Consider the following 20,269-nt stretch of genomic DNA (forward strand, 5'->3'; position numbering starts at 1 on the left):
AACTCAGTATAGAACGACCTAATGTATTTTTAAAAAACAAAGCTAAAAAAAAGAACCCCAGTGAAAATACTGGGGTTTATCGACACTCTGACCAGAGCCTAGCTCTGGTTTTTTTATGTCTGTGTATCTTATTTTATGCTGCTGAGAATAAAGCGTCTGAATCACTTGCAATGAAGTGTATAAAAAGGGGCTTAGTTTTAGTACACCATTCTGAGTTCTTTGGCTTTTTCATGATCATTCGCTGTCCAGTCGCTCATAGGAGCAGGTTTGCCAAAGTAATAACCTTGTAATGTGTGGCAGCCTAACGCGATGAGTAGGTTGGCTTGTTCTTTGGTTTCTATCCCTTCAGCAATGACTTGCATGTTCAAAGATACAGCCAATTGAATAGTGGATTTCACTATGTCTAAATGTCGTTTATCTTCTGGTAAAGGCGCGACGAAACGACGATCTATCTTGAGTATGCTTGCAGGAATATCAACCAGTTGTCCAAGGGAGGCTTGGCCTGTACCAAAGTCGTCAATGGCAATGGAGTAACCGTATTGCGACAAACTACGTAAGCGTTTATGGATAAGAGGGTGGGTCATAACTGAGCTGGTTTCTGTGATTTCCAATTCAAGCATCTCAGATAGCCAAGGGTTATCGGCAATTAATGTCATTAGCAAGGCAAAGAAGGTGTCGTTCATTAATTCTTGCCCTGCTAAATTAAACGCAATGGGAGTTTTGATGCGTTCTTTATGCCAGACGGACAAAGTAATGACTAATTCTCTTACGAGATTTTCCGCTAATACCGGCAACATACCGAGTTTTTCCGCCAGCTTGATGAATTCCACAGGAGAAACAAATTCACCCTTGTTGTTCCATCTTGCCAAAGCCTCAAAGGATTTGATTTGGCCATTACCAGCCGTCTGAGGCTGTAACCAAATATCAATTTGTTTGTTTTTAATGGCGCTGCTTAGTTGAAGACTTAAGTTATGTTCTCTAATCAGTTTGCTTTCGAGTTTATGATTATAAAAAGAGAATTTATCCATACTGCTAGAGTACTCTAGAGCCATCTCACAATGCTCTAATAATTCTTCTGCGGTTTTCCCGTCTGTATGGTAGTAGGCGATACCTAATTGATAATCCATATTTAATCTTTGCCCATCCATCATAAGTTGGTTGGGTAATAAAGCTTTAATCAACATGGATAAGTTTTTAGGAATAAGGTGTGTTTGATTTAAGGGAATAAAACAGGCGAATTTTACGCCGCGTAAACGTCCAACAATGGCTTGATCGGATAGCTTTTTTTGTAAAGCCTTAGAGAAGTTTAAAATGACTTTATTGGCGCTATCTTTACCGTATTGTTTGTTCAGTAATTTAAATTGGCTAATTCGTATGATGAACATGGCACCCGTTAAATGGTTGTCCTGTTCATTGATTTTTAAATTGACTTGACGACAAAAATGCAAATGGTTGGGTAGTAGGGTCAGTAGATCGTAATGTGCTAAACGGCTGTTGGTTTGTTGTGTGCTTTCCAGTTTTTGTTGAATGGCATGAAACTCCGTCATGTTATCCAAATGCAAAACATAATGGCCGTGATTGGTTAAAGAGGCGCGTCTTACCTGAATGTGAACATCGATGTTGTGCTTTAATGTACATTCTGCCTTATTGGACTGCCAAAAAAGTTTAGTTTGCTGATTTAATGGAGCAAGCCATTCGCCAATACGAGTGCCCGTAAAATGTGTATGTTTATGCTTGCTTAATAATTTTTGAGCCAATTGATTGGCTTTAATGAGTACACCACGTTGATCGCAAAGTAGTGTGGGGGTACCAGTGTTTTCAAAAAATTCTTCATATAAAAGATAATTTTCATTTAACTTGCGATACAGTTCACGCATTTTTGAACTGTGACTTTCTAAGCTGTGTATGATCTGTGAAACCGCTAATGGTAAACCTATGTTGAGTGTCATAAAGGTCAACAATTGGAAATAAAAAGAGGACGATTCTCCCACTAATAGCTCATCAATCCATTGAGTGGTTACCAAATAGAAAGGGATTAAGTTGAATGCCATCGCTAATAGAGAGGCTTTGAAAGTGAATAATAACCTGGTGATGATGGGGACGGAGTAAAGTGCGATTAAGGCGTATTTCTCAGATTCTCTGTCTGGATTGGTGAGCAGCATAACACCACTGATAAGTGTCAGTGAAAGCACAAACACAATCGCGCAAATTTTCGTATGTGACTTGCTTAAATAGAGAATAGCGAATAAAGCACAGAGATAGACGCTGTTTATTTCAAAGAAGAATAGCACGCCATTGAGGAGCATGGAGTGTAATTCTGAAATCACAAATATACTGATTGTGATAGCGATTAAAATGCGCAAAATGCTTAACTGGAATGTGGCTGGGCCCTGTCCAGAAGATTGAGCGGAATCAATAAAAAAGTACTGCTTAAGAGAATCCAACAAGATCAAACAACTTTATAATGTAAATACAACTAATACAAAAACATCTTGTATAGACATTACCTAAAAATAGAAGGCTTGACCATTGGCTTTGGGCTTTAAAATGGAAAATTTATATACTAATTTCTCTTAAATGATTATCCCAGTGAACAGCTGCTTGTTTATTGATCATTTGTATCCGATTTTGCACCGGATTACTGGAAAATTGTTTGCCATTTCCTGTGGTTAGGATGAATTCATGGGAGCGGCTATGGGCCACCAAGCCACACACATCACGACAATTATCCACGCCAAGAAACGTCTTACTTTCTACATGCCAGTAAGCGACAAAACCGCCTCTAGGTGTACTGATGGCCAACACCTCGCCGGAGCGATCAAAACACACACTGCCACAATATTGCTTGAAGCGTTGTCTAATCGGCTCGGGGATAGGCAAATATTCCAACTCTGGTTGATCTAATCGAGATAAGGCAACCAAAGGTACTTGATCCCAGAGTGGGCCTTGATATTGAAATCCTAGGGCAACAGTGCCTTCGGCATTAACATCCAAGTGACGAATGCTTAACTGATGCAGTTCAGGTGCATTGGCTGCTTGGTTCAGAATTTTACCATCGAGCAAAGATAGATAACTGACGTTTGGTGCCATGCTATCTAGGTTCAGTATTTTTCTATCTTCCTTAGGGTGAGTTTTTAAACCACCGTTGGCTATAACAAGGACATCTTCTTGAAGTAACACGGACTCGTGCGGGCCAATGCCGTTACTGGAAAAATGTTGTAACACCTTGCCACTGGGCCATTCACGAATGAATATTTTGCCTTGACCTGAAGGGTAGTGATTTTCCTGAGTGATCAGGCGTTGACCGTCTAGGGTAAATAGGGCGTGACCATAAAAATGATGTTCAGCTTCAGGTTCAATGCGTGACACAAGCTGTTGACTCGTCACATCAAAAAAATGGATAAAGAAACCTGGTCGGCGCGCCACAATACCAACGATGGCTTTGTTTGGATGAACAAGTGGTGCGTGTGCTCTTTTGGGTAATTGGCTTTGCCAGACCATTTTGCCTTGCGTATCAAATAAACCAAAATGGTGGCTTTTGAGGCCAACTTCATTGGTTTTCGAAAAGGCTGAGGCAAAGAGACTGTGAGCACTTTTGGGGAGCGTCAAATTGGCCCAAGTCGGTGTACAGGCAATGACACTACTAAGACCTAAAAATGCTCGTCTACTCAGCATATTAGTCTCCATCGCGGCTATTGAAACCAATTTGAAAGCCTAGCTGAGTAACTAACTGTGTAAGATAGGTTTGACTGTTTGAAAGGGATGTAATCAAAGGCTGAGCCATTTTTATACGCTGCGCTTGATTGTACTCTCCCCAAAAATAATCTTCAGGTAATTGCAGCGCCAACTTTTGGTTATTGTTTAATGCACTTTCCAGTTTATCCGCCAGTTGTGGGTATTTTTGTTCAGCAATGTCGTATAGGGAGGGGTTGCCAGCATGATAGATTTTACGATACGAAAGCAGGTTGGCTTGAATAGAAGGCAAAGATAACTTACTGCGATAAAATTCTGCCAGTTTAAGATTTTGACGACCTTTATAACCAATTGGGTTTTCTAACTTAGCGTCTTTAACAGCAGACATGTGTTCTAGCCATTGTTGTAGCATTTGTTCCAGTGCTGCATGCTCGTTATCCACTTGTGTACCTTCTTCAGCAAAGACCCAATTTTGAGCTTGGCTTTCTTGCCATTGCTTGGCAACGTCTTGAGCGCTGTCATGCTGATGTTGGGTAACCATAGAGAGCAAGTGACAATGTTCAGACGATGTCAATGGCGTAAAATCGGGATGGTACATGAGACTTTCAATTGCGGTAAGTCCGCGTACAGCAATGCTGGCGGAAGTCCAGAATTTAGGGGCATCCATTTTATCCGGTTGCTGTGCCAGACTGCGTAACTGCCGTTGAGTAACGCCTTTTTTGTCTGGCCAATATTCAAATGCATAATAACGCATGAAATAGGTGACAGGGCCAAAGTTTAGCCATTGTACCTGTTGCCAATCTAAGGTGTTGTGTTGAAATGCTTGTTGTGCAAGTGCTTTAGTGGTTTGACTTGGGGCGCCACAAAATTCCATTGTCGTGGTTTGCAATTTTTGCGCTGATGTCGCATATGCATGATAACCGCTTCTGATCACGTCGTTTACTATGCCATTTAGTGGGCCTTGCCATTGTCCAGCGTAGGTCATAACGGGTAAAGCGACCCCGATAGCGAAGGACATCAATTTAGGAAACTGCTTCATCATTATAACGACTCCAAAAAATAGATAAGTTTTTGACGATATTCTTTTGATAAACCTTTATAAGCCTGCTGACTTTTTTTGGCTTCACCACCGTGCCATAAGATGGCTTCTTCTATTGTGCGAGCACGACCGTCGTGTAAAAAGCCAACTCGTCCAGATACTTTCTCAGATAAACCCAATCCCCAAAGTGGTGCGGTTCGCCATTCTTGAGGCAGAGCAGAATAACTGGGAAAACCTGCGGACAATTCTGCGCCCATATCGTGCAGAAGCATATCGGTAAAAGGGTAAAAAGTGCGATTTTTTAAGACAGCAAAAGCAGACTGATCATCCGTCGTCATTTTAGGTGTATGACAATTTGCACAGCCTGATGCCATAAAAATATCTTTGCCTTTTAAAAAGTTTTCGGCCGAGAGATTGCGCATGGCAGGCGGTGCTGCTAGAGAGACATACAAGTCTACTAGGCGAGCTTGTTGTGCGTCGACTTCTAAATTGTCAAGATGTGGACTGTTGCCATTGGGGCTTTGACGACAGGCTTGTTGCCGTTCAGTACAGTCTCCTGAAGGTGAAGGAAAATGTTTGGTAGACAATCCAAGATCGGTATTGAAAGCCAATTGATTTTGAACACTCACGCTTGGTGTAGAGGCCTTATAGCCAAAGCGGCCGACAACCAATTGATTGCCATGTTGAGCTGGAATCCAGCTGACTTTACCACTGATACCATCATTATCTTTATCATTAGCATCTGCCGCCTCGATAATGATGCTATCTGGAATATTATCTAATAGGCCCATACCTATTAGAGGTGGGGAATTTAATAAGGTTATGCCAGTTTTGTCGTTAAGAGGGCCATAATGCAAGCTTGTCCAATGCAGTTTGGGTTTTCGTAACGGCACTTTGATGCCATCTTCCAAAGTGACGATTTTGGTTTCATAGCTAAGGTGAAAGTCACCCTCTGGCAAGATGCCTGGTGCGCTTTGTCCCTGTAGTTGTTCACCATAGTTCGGATCGCCAGTATTAGGATATATATGTTGTGACGACTCATTATAATGTTCGTAGGTCTTACCGAAACGTACCATAAAAGAGGGGACAGAAGCGCCGCTAATACCGGCTTCAGGCGCATGGCCTCGTCCGTTATTTCGGTGACAATTGTTGCATGAACGAGTATTAAATAAAGGTCCTAAGCCATCACTGGCGGTGGTTGATGAAGGAGAGGGCACCCAAAATTTTTGGAACACGCCTTCGCCTATGTGAAAATCCAATTTTTCTTCCACACTTAAGTTGGCAAGAGGTCGATTATATTCACTTGCTACTGCCGTGTTCTGAAAGACAAAGAAGCCAGCAAAGAAACTTATAAAGGCAAATAAGTTGCCTTGTTTTAAGGTCATTGTTAGACAAACACCCTTAATTGACTAAATGACATAGTATTTCACATCACCAGAAAAGTGAAAGGGAAGGAAACCACTTCTATGATATACAGCAAGAAGTGGTTTCCTTCCCTTTAATTGGCTTTCATCGTCCCTAGTGAAATACCTTAATGAAGGTATTATTCAAACACAGCGCTTGGGTTATCCAGACTGTCTGAGCCTTCTAGAGCAATACCTTGAAGATTTAAGGTTTGAATGATTTGCTCGGTAACGCGAGTTTCATCGACCAAAGAGTCCACAAAATCTTGTACTAATTGATTACCTTGTGTGTTGTTCATGGCAATCAGTACATCGAATGTTTGGCCTTTCGCCGCTGCGTCAACCATAGCTTGAGCCGCTTCTTCGGTTAGATTTAGCTTCTGCTTCATATCTTGATCGAGCGCTGTATTCTGTTGCGCTACCAATTGAGACAAGGATGCCCCTTTTACCCAGCTACCATCAACACGTTGATATTCACCAAGGTAAACATTTTTAATGCCTTTAGCATCATAGTAATGTGACCAGTGAGTGTTGTCAGAGAAGCAATCGTGCTCTTCTTCAGGATCATGAAGCATCAAGCCCAATTTGGTACGTTCACCACCTAATTCACCATATGCCAAACTACCCATGCCGGTTAGCATAGTGGCTAGGCCTTGCTCAGTAGATTGCTCTTCTAAAGCAACACGAGCAGCTCCGCCTTGCTTCCAATTGCCGGCCATTTCTTCAAGATCAGAAATCAATAGGTCGGTCGCAGCGGATAAGTATTCACGGCGACGATCACAATTGCCGTTTGTGCAGTTGTTTAGATCAAAGTCTGTAGCAGGGCGTTCACCAGCACCTGGATTGGTGCCATGTAAATCTTGACCCCACAACAAAAATTCAATCGCGTGGTAGCCACTGGCAACGTTCGCTTCCACACCATCCGCTTCTTGCAAATAATCAGCGATAAGTTCTGGCGTGATATTAGATGAGTCGACTTTTTGACCGCCAATCATCAAGCTCTTAGAAGCAATAACGTTAGCAGTGTAAAGTGGGTTTAAGTCGGACTCTGTTCCATAGCTACTGGTAGCAACATAGTCGATTAAACCTTCGTCCAAAGGCCAAGCATTAACTTTGCCTTCCCAGTCATCAACGATGGCGTTACCAAAACGGTAAACCTCACTTTGTTGATAAGGAACACGAGAAGCAACCCAAGCCTCTTTTGCTGCGGTTAAATTAGCTTCAGTTGGATTATCAAGGAAACGATCGATCGTTGAACGTAGATCTAGTGCAGTAGATAGAGAGTCGCCGTAAATGGCCTCAGCTATGTCAGCATAATGAGTAACCACTGAATCAGCTGTTACATTTGAAGGTTCATTTTTAACATTGCTAGGACCACAGGCTGTAAGCAGCGCACCGGTTACGCAAATAGCAACAGGTGTAAGTATACGTTTCATGTTTGACACTCCAATATTGAATTGTCAAAACACTATAAGAGAAATGAAAACGATTATCAATCTGTGTTTTTTGCAGGAAATTTAATTGGATGGTTACAGAGTGCTGAGAGTTAGGGGGGGCTCTCAACACTCTGCAATTGAGTAATATAATCTATAAACCACATTCATAGTTGAAGGTGTTTTCAGCAGTTTTCATTAGATTATAGTCGCATGCCTTTTCCCGCAGTAAATTTTGACCTTCCCAAGAAACACTCATGCTAATAGGGGTTTTATGTTGATAACTGGGGATAAAGCGATAAGCTGCAATCACTTCTACTGACGTATTTGGCCCAACTTGAATAGATTGGCCGATTAAGCGCTGGCGTGTGTCTTTGTTATAAAGGGTATAATCCGTGGTGTATTCTTGATCGCCATTTTCATGACTGAAGTTCAGCCAAATCTTACGATAAGTTTGAGTTTCATTGGTTGGATTATCAAAACGCAGTTTAGTGTAAATCACCTGTGCTCTTGATAAGCTGCCCTGAGCATTACTGCCCACCTTTAGATAATGACTCTGTGACTTCTGCCAAGGCATATTGGCTCCAAAGGACACATCCACAATCGCAATGTTTTCTTGAGCCAATACAGAACGCGAATACTCCACCAAGTCTTTAGCGGGTGCATATAAAGCAAGTGCTGCCAAACTGAACAGAGCAATCTTTTGCATACGTGACGCTAAGGTAAGACGCTTAATCATAATCAACTCCTTACGGTTTGATGTTCCTTGTTTGACCATAAAAGGGACGAGTCGAAACAAGGAAAATAATATTAACTGTTTATTTTTACAGTACTGTATATACATACAATAGTGCTGTAAAGCCTTAATATGAAAAAAGTTTGCACTTTTATAAAAAAAACCTTGCTTTTATCGAATAAATTTTATTTTTAAGAAAAATAAAAAAATGTTTGATTTTGTATAACCATATGAAAAATAAAGATAAATATAAACTTCCCACAAGCTTCTTCACGGATTCTGTGGAAAATAAATGTCACAAAAAGTTTTTCTGTTTTTTGTAAGGATTTTCTGACTTAGCAATGAAATTATCCTGCTCAAACACTATAATGCAGCGAAAATCGACATGAGGTAGGCTGTGGATAAACAAGATGTGATCGTAATTGGTGCTGGTGCGTCGGGTTTAATGTGTGCTGCTACGGCGGCTTATCGTGGTAGAAAAGTACTGATATTAGATCATGCCAATAAAGCGGGTAAAAAAATCCTCATGTCAGGCGGTGGCCGTTGTAATTTCACCAACATGGACGCTGCCCCGAAACACTTCTTATCAGATAATCCGCATTTTTGTATTTCGGCATTGCGACGTTATACGCCGCAGGACTTTGTGGATCTGGTAGATCGTCATGGTCTGGATTACGTAGAAAAAGCACCAGGGCAGTTATTCTGCGAGCATTCGGCAAAAGACTTATTGGCCATACTCATGACAGAAGTGGAATGGTCGGGTGCACAGCTGCAATTGAATACCCAAGTCAATCAAATTGACTATCGAGAAGATGGCATAAGAGTCAGCACAAACCAAGGTGAATTTGAGTGTGAATCCTTGGTTGTCGCAACGGGAGGCTTGTCTATTCCAACTATGGGAGCGAGTGGTTTCGGCTATGAGCTTGCCAAACAAGTGGGTCATCAGGTGTTGCCGACGCGCGCAAGTCTGGTGCCAATCACCTTGCAACCAGAGCGAAAAGAACAACTCTCAGCCTTATCAGGCATAGCTTGTGACATTTGCGCCAGTGCCAATAATGCTCAGTTTGAAGAACCTATGCTGTTTACCCATCGTGGTGTCAGTGGTCCGGCTATTTTACAAATTACCAATTTTTGGCAACCGGGCGAAGCATTACAAATTCATATTGCGCCCGACTTGAGCCTCGAAACGTTAAACCAAGCGCGAGAACAACAACCCAAGAAAACGCTAGAGAATTATCTTGCCAATGAATTGCCCAAGCGATTGGTCGAACTGATGAAAACCGAATTGCCTTGGCTCGATCAAAAGTTTGCCCAAGTGTCTAATGAACAACTCGAAGGGTTAACCCAATACTTAAGCCATTTTGACGTTGCCCCCAATGGAACGGAAGGGTATCGCACAGCGGAGGTGACACTAGGCGGTATTGATACGAATGAAGTCAGCTCTAAAACCTTTGAATCACAGAAACAAAAAGGACTGTATTTCATCGGTGAAGTTCTGGATGTAACAGGTTGGTTAGGTGGCTATAACTTTCAATGGGCTTGGAGTAGTGGCTTTGCTGCTGGGCAGTATGTTTGAAAGTTTATTTTAAATAGCGCCAATAGATTTTTAAAATTGGCTCACCAAATCATATTTAAAAAAAGGTGAGCCGTGTCTCTCTTAATACATCGATTGTGAAGCCACAGAATGAATGGCATAAGAAAATCGTTCTGCAATAATGTCAATTTCTCTATCGTTTACGATAAGTGGTGGTAGAAAGCGGATGGTTGATCCAAATCGACCACCAAGTTCAATAATTAATCCCTGTTTTAAGGCTGCTTGTTGAACAGCTAGGGCTCGTTCTCCATCTACTGGGTAGTTGCCTAACTTGTCCTTTTCAGAAAGTGGGTTAATAATTTCAACGCCGATCATTAAGCCTTGTCCGCGTATATCACCAATAATGGGGCTGTTGATTTTCTTTAAATGTGTCATTAGTCGTATCCCCATTAGCCCTGCATGAAGGTGAAGGTCTTCTTCCAAAAGCTGTCGCATGACGACTTGTCCACATGCTAAGGCGAGCTGATTTCCTCGGAAGGTGCCCGCGTGTGCGCCTGGCTGCCATTGATCGAGTTCGTCTTTATAGACGATAACTGCCATAGGTAAGCCTCCACCTATTGCTTTAGAGAGAACGATAATATCGGGTACGATTTCTGCGTGCTGAAAAGCGAAGATTTTACCAGTACGACCCATGCCAGCTTGAACTTCATCAATAATTAATATGATGCCATGCTTTCGAGTTAACGCTCGTAATTCTTTTAGCCATTTTTTATCCGCAGGTATCGCTCCTGCTTCACCCTGTAATGCTTCTAAAATGATCGCAGCGGGTTTTTGCACACCAGACTCTGGGTCTGTTAGCATGGTTTCCAACTGGTTTAAACTGACTTTTACTCCGTCATCTCCCAAGCCATAAGGACAGCGTGGCGCATATGGATAAGGTAAGAACTGTACATCTGGTAGAGTAGTGCCTATCGCAGATTTTGGCCCTAAGTTGCCCATAATGGATAAAGTGCCTTGCGTCATTCCATGATAAGCACCTGAAAAGGCGATTATGGTATTACGCCCCGTTACAGTTTTTGCTAATTTTATGGAGGCTTCTACCGCGTCTGCTCCACTAGGACTGCAAAATTGAATGCGAGCTTGATTGCTTATTTCAGCGGGAAGCAGTTGAAATAATTTATCGACAAATGCTTCTTTTATGGGGGTTGTAATGTCAAGAGTTTGCAGCGGTATTCCGCTTTGCAATGTCTTAGTAATGGCTGCTGATATCTCTGGGTGGTGATGCCCTAAAGCAAGAGTTCCTGCGGCTGCTAGTCCATCAATAAATATTTGGCGATTTGAATCTTGTAAATAAATCCCATTGCTTTTTATGAGTGTAAGTGGAAGTCGGCGGGGATAGCTTCTTGCGTTAGACTCTCGCTGTTTTTGGTTTTCTAAGTAATGTGTTGATGTAAGATGACGTGGGCGTTGACTAATGAAATGCTCTAGATTCAATTCAGATTTGTTGGAGTCGGAGGCGATCTCTATTGGTCGATCGTTCTGCGGTAATATATCGTTTATGGTATGGTTCATTATGTCTCCATTTTCCAATTGCGCGGTTAATTTATTAGTCAATACCGCCCTTGGAATTCCTTGTTTTCTTTAACCGTTTGCCATTGCATCTCGCAGGCTTTTAGGTCTCATATCTGTCCATGTTTCTTTTATCCAGTTTAGGCACTCATCTTTGCTGCCAGTTTTTCCTGCTTCTTTCCATCCCTTTGGAATGTCTTTGTAGTTAGGCCAAATTGAATACTGATCTTCGCTGTTAATTACAACATTGAAAAGAGTGTTTGGGTCATCAAGGCTCATGTTGATCTCCATAAATGCCAATGAAATTGATTGATTTTTAAACACCTGAATATAGATGATATGAAAAATGCCAACTTTAATTTTATTGATAAAATAATTTATAAGATAAGTATAAATAGGAATCAATATCATTTCAATTTGTTTAATGGTGCGGTATGATTTTTTAAATCTTCAGATTTAGATTAGAAGATTTGTCGATAAGTGTATGGACTAACTTTAATTAACAAACATTAAATGAGGTTGTGAATGTCACTCCAGGAAGAGATTGTTGAGTCATCAATTACCACCCGTCAATTAGAAGGTTTAGGTTCATTGCCTCTTGTTATTGAGCCGCGAGATTTGACGAATTGGAGGCATTGCTTTGATGAAATTAAAGAGGTTATTGATGCAAGTTTAGAGCGGGTGGGTGGCGTTTTGTTCCGTGGCTTTGAAATTTCGACAGACCAAGATTTTCAGGAGTTTGCCAAGGCGTTTGGTAGTGAGCTTCTGACTTATGATTATGCTTCAACACCTCGTAGCCAAGTAGAAGGAAGGGTTTATACATCTACTGAGTATCCTGCTCACCAAGTTATTCCTCTTCATAATGAACAGGCTTATACACTGAATTGGCCGATGCGAATTTGGTTTTGTTCTCTAAAAGTTGCAGATGAAGGTGGAGAAACTCCAATTGCAGATAGCCGACAAATTTATTCTTTAATCGAGCCTGAAGTTCGCGAGCGTTTTGAACAGCGCAAGTTAATGTATGTGCGTAATTACGGAAATGGTCTCGATTTGCCTTGGCAAAAAGCATTCAGTACAGAAAGCAAGGCTGATGTCGAACGATTCTGTGACTTAAATCAAATTGAGTATGAATGGAAGGCTGATGGTGAGTTGCGAACTCGTCAGGTCTGTCAGGCTAGTGCTCGTCATCCTCGTACTGGAGAATCAGTTTGGTTTAATCAGGCTCATCTTTTTCATGTCTCTAACCTACAGCCTCACGTACGTGAAACTTTGCTTTCGATCGTCGGCGAAGACAATCTGCCTAGGAATGTTTATTACGGCGATGGCAATTCAATAAATGAGAAGGATTTGGATCATATTCGTCAAGTAATGAAGGATTGTGAGGTTAAATTTCTTTGGGAAAAAGGCGATGTCATGATGCTCGATAACATGTTAACCGCTCATGCACGTGGCACTTTTAAAGGTGAGCGTAAAGTCGTCGTTGCAATGGCTGAATCCAACCAATAAAGCCAAGTACCAGTATTCAACATTAATTTATCACGGCAATTAAGTTATATAGCGATCATGCAGGAAATACCACGAATGATCGCAGGAGACCACCTATGAAGCATGATGCTCTTATCAATGAATTAACACACAGTAACCTCATTGGATTACTGCAGTGCCAAGCACGTATCAACGGGCATAAAACCTGTTTTTATTATCTTTCAAATGGAACTGACGTTACTGAAAGCATTACTTATTCTGAGTTGGAATTGCGTGCCAAAGCCATAGCGGTCGAGTTAAAAGGGTTATCTAAGGTGGGCGATAGAGCGATGTTGCTGATGCCAAACGGTATCGATTATATCGTGGGTTTTTGGGGGTGTATTTATGCAGGTTTAATCGCGGTGACAGCCTACCCCCCGCAGCATAAGCGTCGAGATTGGGGGCGCCTAAATAATATAGTGATGGATTCTGGCGCGTCTGTGGTGCTTTGTAGTGCTGAGCATGACAGAGCAGTTGCGAGTTGGCTTCAAGAGTCTTCACATTTGTGTCGCCAGTTTGTTGTCGGTAAGGAGTCAATCTCGTTTGTTGAGCAATGGTCACAGCCTGATATAGAAGCAAGTTCTATTGCTTATTTACAGTACAGTTCCGGTTCTACCGGCTCACCAAAAGGGGTGATGCTTGGGCATGGAAATCTAATTCATAACACCTATCTCATTACTCGAGAGTTTTCTCTTGATTCTTCATCGAATATCGTGACTTGGTTGCCTATGTATCACGATATGGGGTTTGTTGGTGGTGTATTAAGCCCGATGATGGCGGGAGCGTCTGTCTGGTTATTGCCTCCCCCGGTCGTATTGCAAACCCCCTTCTTATGGTTGAAAGCCATCTCGGATTACAAAGCGGTGATGAGTGGCGGCCCTAATTTTATCTACGAGCACTGTGTTGCGCGAATAAGCGACTCGCAGAAGTCAGAGCTGGATTTGAGTCTTTGGCGTTTTGCGGCTAATGGTGCAGAGCCTATTCACTCGGAAACGTTAGAGCGGTTTTACGATGCGTTTTCTCAATGTGGATTAACACGCAAAGCACTTAAGCCTTGTTATGGTATGGCAGAAACCTGTTTATTTATCACAGCAACTGCTCACGATGGCGTTTATCGGAATGTTAAGCTGGATAAAGCATCTCTACAGCAAGGTGAAGTATTGCCTGTTGATCGCGATGCGTCACCAGATCAAATAGCGAATGCTCCGTCTTCAGGTCGTATCAACGATCAAATGTCGATTAAGATTGTTGACTCAGAAACAAAGCGTGTACTTCCAGATAATCAGGTTGGTGAAATCTGGGTGCATGGAGGCAGTGTCGCCCAAGGCTATTGGAATAAACCAGAAGCGACTGCCGAAATGTTTGACAATGTTCTGGATGGAGAAGGTGGGTATTTACGTACTGGCGACTTAGGTTTTGTACTAGACGGTTGGTTATATGTCAGTGGTCGAGCAAAGGAAGTCGTGATCGTTAATGGTAGAAACCTCTATCCACAAGATATCGAAGCCTCGGTTCAATCTGTAGATAAAGCGTTGGCGGCACATGGCGGCGCAGTGTTTGAAACCCGAGACAATCAAGTTGTGGTTGTTCAGGAGTTGACACGTCAGGGCATGCGTCGTAGTGATCTGGCTCAAATTATTTTACAAATCCGTCAGACAGTTGCTGAAGTGCATGAGATAAGTTTAGACGCGGTACTGCTGATTAAACCTGTTTCTTTGCCAAAGACGACTTCCGGAAAAATTCAGCGTCTTAAAAGTCGTGATATGTATATACGCAAAGAGTTTGGAGCTTTAGAGCAATGGTCTGCAAATGAGTTACAAATAAATACAACGGAGGCCCTAATTGAACCTAACTTTGTAGCGAGTGACCAAGCGAGTATAGGTCGTTGGATTTGCTTTTGGATTGCGAGTCGTCTCGAGGTTGGTGTTGCTCAGATTGACCCTAACCAAAAACTCGCTGCGACTGGCTTAGACTCAATTGACGCGATGACATTAACTCATGAACTAGCGCAGAAACTTGATACTTCTCTTTCTCCAGACTTGGTCTGGCAATATCCGACAACCAATGAACTTGCAGCGTTTCTTGCCAAACTGTCTAAAGAACAATCAAGAAAAACGGCCACTTTCGATCGGTCATTAGATGAGGAACTCCTAATTGAGGGGGAAATCTAATGGGCGCAGAAAAGAAGGTTTTGGAGCTGTTAAGACAATGCTGGTTACGAGGCGTAATTCTGACACTTAACGGCGGTAAGCTATCTTTTAAGGCGTCCAAAGGTGCGATGGATCAAGCCTTACTAGCGGAAGTTCGTGAGAATAAGTCGGGAATGATTGAAGCATTAAAGACGCACCCAAATTATTTTTCACCACGTCCCTTAAGTCTCAATGAGCGAGCGCTATGGTTCCTCTATCGAATGAACCCGGACAGCTCAGCTTATAACATGGCTTATTCGGTCAAGCTTAACGCGAGTGCCACCCCGGATGATATACAGTCAGCGTTTAATCAATTACTTGCTCGTCATTCTATCCTTAGTCACGCATACGGAGAGCGCGACGGTGATCCTGTGCAGTGGATGTCTTCTGATTTTGTCGCTCCTACCGTATCTGTTTTGACTTTAACAAATGGAAATCAAAAGCAAATTCAAGGTTGGATTTCGCGTGAGGCGGACAGACCTCTCAAACTTGAGGAGGGGCACGTTTGTCGCGGCTCGATATTGGTGAACAAAACCAGTGACGAATACGTGAGTTATTTCACAATGGTGATTCATCACATTGCGGCTGACTTTATCTCGTTTGAGGTACTACGTTCTGAGCTGTTGAAGCTGTTGCAAGGTGAGTCATTAGATGATTCAGAACCAGCAGCGAGTGAAGGTTACCGTGATTGGTCTTCTCGTCAGCTAAGTGTTGTTCGCAATGGTGAAACTGACGAAGTTTTTTGGTTAGAGCAACTTGATAATCTGCCTCAACTGACTCTGCCGACGGATTTTCCACATAGTACAAAGACTGGCTCTGATGGAGAAGAAATTTCGTTTTTATTACCTGAGAATCAAGCTTCTCAATTAAGAGAGCAATGTCGCGCATTTGAAGTGACCCCCTATGTTTGGTGGATGTCGGCATTTCAGTGGTTTATGTCGCGGCTATCCGGTCAAGATGATTTCATTATTGGCACCCCCAGCTCAGGGCGTTTATCCGTTGAAGACGCAAAACTGGTTGGCTACTTTGTTAATCCACTAGCGCTTCGTTGTCGTCCTGCACCTGATTTGTCGTTTGAGCGATGGGTGGCTGTGGTTGCAGAGCAAACGAAAAACGTTATGGCGCATCAGGCTTACCCCTTTGCAGCATTAGTAGAAAAGCTGAATGTGAAGCGAGAGGCTGGGCGCTCACCCGTTTTTCAGCATATGTTTACGTTAAATCATGAGCGCCCAGAGGCGAACATATCGAGTATTGTCGAAGAAGAATTGTTAGCTGAGCAACGAGGTGCGGCGCATGAGCTGAATCTAGTTGTGGTCGATAATCGGAGCGCCTTTCTTGGTAAATGGCGTTACAACGATAGCTTGTTTCGCCGCAGCACGGTCGAAAGCATTCGAGATAGTTTCCTTCATTTTGTTGGGCAGCTTTTACAGGATCAAACCAAAACACTAAAGGCTCTCAAGCTTGCGACCGAGAAAAACGCCTCTACCTTGTCTGGTCGGACGCTTGCACCAATGGCTGAAACCGCTTGGCAAGCATTCGTTCAAATATGTGAAAATTCACCAGGAAACATTGCTTTGCATATGGGAGAGCGAAAGGTCTCTTATGGTGAGTTAATGCGCCTTGTCGATTCAGCAGCCATTGTATTGAATTCGCGAGGAGTTAATAAAAGAGACCGAGTCGGTATCTGTTTAGAGCGCAGTGTCGAGCAAGTTGTAGCGATTTTAGCGTGCTGGCGTATAGGTGCGACTTATGTCGCGATGGATCCAAAGTGGCCAGAAAATCGACTCGCCTTTATAGCTGGTGACGCAAAGCTATCAGCCCTAATTAGCTTTGAATATTTGCAAAGTTCGAAGACAGCTTGGCAATTAGATACATGCGAACAAATAGATGTTACTCAGCTAACAGCGGTTGAGTCTGAAAGCCAGCAAAGCGGCAAAAATGTAGACTTTCAAGGTACTTTCCCCCGATTCGATGATTTAATACCAAGCGCAGAATTGGCAGCCTATGTTATCTACACCTCTGGGTCCACAGGGCAGCCAAAGGGGGTGGAAGTTAGTCAGTCTAACTTGATTCACTACGTCACAGGTGTGTTGGATCGTTTGCAGCTGTCAAAGCACGCGAGTTTGGCTTCTTTAGCAAGCAGCGGTGCAGACCTTAGTTACACGGCTGTGTTTGGGGCGCTATTAAGTGGTCGCACTTTGCGTCTTCTGGATGAAGATCTGGCGTTTGATGCGGAAGCCTTGGCTGATGAGCTGGCGAGAGAGTCGGTTGACTGTTTGAAGATAGTGCCATCTCATTTAAATGGCATCTTGCTTGCTACCTCTCGTTCAGAATGGTTACCTAGTCAGGCTCTTATTACGGGCGGGGAAGCCATCTCGCCAGAGTTGCTAATGAAGGTAACGGAACGACAACCGAGCCTGTCGGTCTTTAATCACTATGGACCTACTGAAACAACGGTGGGTGTGATTGCGAAAAAACTGGATCTTTACGACGACAGCATCGCATTGGGTAAGCCGTTGGCGAATGTGAGTATTCGCGTAGTCGATGGTTTCAATCAAGTTGTTCCACAAGGTTTCGCTGGAGAGTTAGAGATATCAGGTCCAACCTTAGCAACAGGATATTTAGGACAGCCTGCGCTAACAGAACAACGCTTTAGCGAAGACTCTAATGGCGTACGTTGGTATCGCACTGGCGATAAAGTCAAACTGCTAGGCGGCGAGCTGTTTTTCGTTGGACGAAGTGACTTCCAAATCAAGATACGCGGTTATCGAGTTGAACCGGGTGAAGTCGAGTCTTGGCTAAAACAACATGCGAATGACGCCGTTGTTTTGAATGTTCCTGATGAAAGGCAGAACAATCGACTGGTCGCCTACATTGTGACAGATGGTTCAGGCAGTAACACTTCACCGCTTCACTCTTTCGACGATTTAAAATCTCGAATGTTGAAAGCGTTGCCGGATTACATGGTACCGACAGTTTGGGTGCCGTTGAATAGCCTACCGTTATTAGGGAACGGTAAAGCAGATCGAAACGCTTTGCCTGATCCTGATGTCTACTCGCAGACTCTAATTGAACAAAACGCCAAAGAAGAATCTGAATCATCGAGTCAGTCATTGTCAGCAACCGAGCAGACTCTATTAGACATTTGGCAAACCCTTCTTGGTAAACCTGAGCTAACGGTTGAGGATAATTTCTTTGCTAATGGCGGAGATTCCATTCTTGGCCTCCAGATTATTGCTAAGGCGAAACAGGCTGGCATCACACTGACACCCAAGGCGATCTTTGAGCATCAAACTGTTACTGAGCTTGCAAAAGTTGCTGTTGTACCAGAAGTTGCAGACGTGTCGACAAAAGCTGCTAGTCTAACTGAGCAAACGCTTCTCGATATTGCGAAAGAGGTGTTGGGGAAAGGGGATTTAAAAGCCACGGACAACTTTTTTGCGGTGGGCGGTGATTCGATTCTGAGTTTACAAATCATCGCTAAAGCGAAGCAATCAGGCATTACCATGTCTCCGAAGCAAGTATTTGAACATCAAACCATGGCTGAATTAGCGGCCGCTGTTCAATTAGACTCAGATACAGCTGATGCAAATACAATCCAGAACGTGGATAAAAGTCTAAACGCAGTACATCTTAATTTGCCTCAGATGGCATTTGCTCTAACCCCGATTCAAGCATGGTTTTTCGAACAACAGAATGGCTTGAATTCAAACGTTTCGGATCAAAAGTGCGATGAGCAAAACTTGGCTCATTGGAATCAGTCACTCTTGCTCAATAGTAAGCTTGACTTAAATGTATCAGCATTGCGTCGTGCCGCTATGATGTTAGTTGAACGTCACCCTAGTCTACGTTTGGCTTTTTTCAAAGAAGACGATGTATGGCTCCAACAATACCAATCTATTGATCTGAATTGGGCTGATCGTTTGGTGTTGGAGTGCCATGAAAAGACGGAACGAGATCATCCGAATAACGAGCTACTCACGCGCTTGCAATCGGATTTTCGTTTAGATCATGCTCCACTAATTAAATTTGTTTGGCTGTCAGCATCAAAGCAACTGTTGTGTGCGGCGCATCACTTAATTATGGATGCAATTAGCTGGCAAGTGTTGCTCGAAGACTTCTTTGCCCTTTATACACAAGCTGAAAGCGGTCTTGGCATTGAATCTGGATCAAGAATATCGGCTAACACAGCGAGGTTTGATGAATGGCAAGATTATCTATCAAAGCAGCTTGAAACGCTTGATTTTCAAGCAGCCAATGCTTATTGGCAGAGTCAGATCCAGCCTTTGCTTCCAAAGGTTGAGCATACAGTTACGGGTTCAGTTAATCATGGGTACCATGTTTGCCAGAACACTTATCAGAACAGTGCTAACACTCAAGTATCTCTATCAAAAGAGCTAACAAAAAGACTGTTGAGCACAGCGAATGACGCATACAACACTCGTGTACAAGAGCTGTTAGTGACAGCTTTGGCAAAAGTGCTAGGACAATGGCAACAGCTTACGGATATTACAGTTGAACTGGAAGGGCATGGACGTGAACCGGGCAATAGTGGCTTGGATCTGTCTTCAAGTGTGGGATGGTTTACGAGCCGTTTCCCTCAGCGATTGTCCGCTGTGGCTGACTGGGAAACGGCCTTGATTCATAACAAAGAACAGTTGCGTCGAATGCCTGAAAAAGGGTTGGAATACGGCCTATTGCGATACTTGTCCGCTGAATCTGACTCGCAAATTCTTGCACCAAATGCACATAGTTTTGTGTCTTTTAACTACTTGGGACAGCAAGACAATATCAATTCGGACGCTCCATTTGAATTGGCGACGCCATTATGTCCCGGCATGAAGTCCGCCAGTGCGTTGCGGTCGCATTTACTCGATATCAATGCCATGGTGTTGAACGGCAATTTGACTGTTGAGTGGACTTACCCTTCGTATGCGAATCCTGAATTGGAAAGTGTAAATGCCTATCGCTGTGTCCCTGATCTAGCAGAGCGTTTTCTCCAAGCGCTAAACGATCTCATTGAACACTGTTGCGAGCCAGATAGTGGGCGGGCGACAGCCATTGATTTCCCTGATGCAGAACTTACCGATACAGAATTTCTTGATTTGCTTGCTGAATTGGAGGCCTAAGAGCACAGACTCTTAAGATA

General features: G+C 43.0%; 12 protein-coding genes. 4 read left to right on the forward strand and 8 right to left on the reverse strand.

The genetic code is table 11. The features are described 5' to 3' along the window. Positions 1-197: 197 nt before the first annotated feature. The 6 genes from ACXAH2_RS08395 to ACXAH2_RS08420 form a co-directional block, all read right to left on the reverse strand. Positions 198-2,192: an EAL domain-containing protein gene (locus tag ACXAH2_RS08395; RefSeq protein ID WP_475077830.1), complete on the reverse strand. Its 1,995-nt coding sequence runs from the start codon at positions 2,190-2,192 to the stop codon at positions 198-200. 364 nt (positions 2,193-2,556) lie between these two features. After that, positions 2,557-3,675 carry a DUF1513 domain-containing protein gene (locus ACXAH2_RS08400; protein ID WP_475077832.1) on the reverse strand — a complete coding sequence of 373 codons (1,119 nt, stop codon included), beginning with the start codon at positions 3,673-3,675 and terminating at the stop codon, positions 2,557-2,559. Between the two features lies 1 nt (position 3,676). After that, the gene (locus tag ACXAH2_RS08405) at positions 3,677-4,735 is read right to left on the reverse strand and encodes an imelysin family protein (RefSeq protein WP_475077834.1); all 1,059 of its coding nucleotides are present in this window, start codon (positions 4,733-4,735) and stop codon (positions 3,677-3,679) included. Next, a complete protein-coding gene (locus ACXAH2_RS08410) occupies positions 4,735-6,117 on the reverse strand; it encodes a di-heme oxidoreductase family protein (RefSeq protein WP_475077835.1) in 1,383 nt (460 codons plus the stop codon). Before ACXAH2_RS08410 ends, ACXAH2_RS08405 begins: the two co-directional genes overlap by 1 nt. Positions 6,118-6,275: 158 nt before the next feature. Continuing rightward, positions 6,276-7,571 (reverse strand): imelysin family protein, encoded by a 1,296-nt coding sequence (locus tag ACXAH2_RS08415; protein WP_475077836.1) that lies wholly within the window; start codon positions 7,569-7,571, stop codon positions 6,276-6,278. Between the two features lie 151 nt (positions 7,572-7,722). Beyond that, a complete protein-coding gene (locus ACXAH2_RS08420) occupies positions 7,723-8,307 on the reverse strand; it encodes a hypothetical protein (RefSeq protein WP_475077837.1) in 585 nt (194 codons plus the stop codon). A 394-nt stretch (positions 8,308-8,701) separates the two neighbouring features. Here ACXAH2_RS08420 and ACXAH2_RS08425 point away from each other — a divergent pair, with 394 nt between their 5' ends. Further along, entirely contained in the window at positions 8,702-9,880 is a 1,179-nt protein-coding gene (locus ACXAH2_RS08425) for a BaiN/RdsA family NAD(P)/FAD-dependent oxidoreductase (protein ID WP_475077839.1), read from the forward strand. Between the two features lie 81 nt (positions 9,881-9,961). On the opposite strand, the gene ACXAH2_RS08430 is transcribed toward ACXAH2_RS08425, so the two are convergent. Both ACXAH2_RS08430 and ACXAH2_RS08435 read right to left on the reverse strand, forming a co-directional pair. Continuing rightward, complete coding sequence (locus ACXAH2_RS08430; protein ID WP_475077841.1) at positions 9,962-11,410, reverse strand: diaminobutyrate--2-oxoglutarate transaminase; 1,449 nt, start codon at positions 11,408-11,410, stop codon at positions 9,962-9,964. Between the two features lie 69 nt (positions 11,411-11,479). Then, positions 11,480-11,818: an MbtH family protein gene (locus ACXAH2_RS08435; protein ID WP_475077842.1), complete on the reverse strand. Its 339-nt coding sequence runs from the start codon at positions 11,816-11,818 to the stop codon at positions 11,480-11,482. 114 nt (positions 11,819-11,932) lie between these two features. Here ACXAH2_RS08435 and ACXAH2_RS08440 point away from each other — a divergent pair, with 114 nt between their 5' ends. From ACXAH2_RS08440 to ACXAH2_RS08450, 3 genes are all read left to right on the forward strand, one after another. After that, complete coding sequence (locus ACXAH2_RS08440; protein ID WP_475077844.1) at positions 11,933-12,913, forward strand: TauD/TfdA family dioxygenase; 981 nt, start codon at positions 11,933-11,935, stop codon at positions 12,911-12,913. 95 nt (positions 12,914-13,008) lie between these two features. After that, positions 13,009-15,102 carry an AMP-binding protein gene (locus ACXAH2_RS08445; RefSeq protein WP_475077845.1) on the forward strand — a complete coding sequence of 698 codons (2,094 nt, stop codon included), beginning with the start codon at positions 13,009-13,011 and terminating at the stop codon, positions 15,100-15,102. Next, positions 15,102-20,249: an amino acid adenylation domain-containing protein gene (locus ACXAH2_RS08450; protein WP_475077846.1), complete on the forward strand. Its 5,148-nt coding sequence runs from the start codon at positions 15,102-15,104 to the stop codon at positions 20,247-20,249. The genes ACXAH2_RS08445 and ACXAH2_RS08450 overlap by 1 nt, the downstream gene beginning before the upstream one ends. Positions 20,250-20,269: the final 20 nt, after the last annotated feature.

Source organism: Marinomonas sp. ABL3_031, assembly GCF_056161265.1.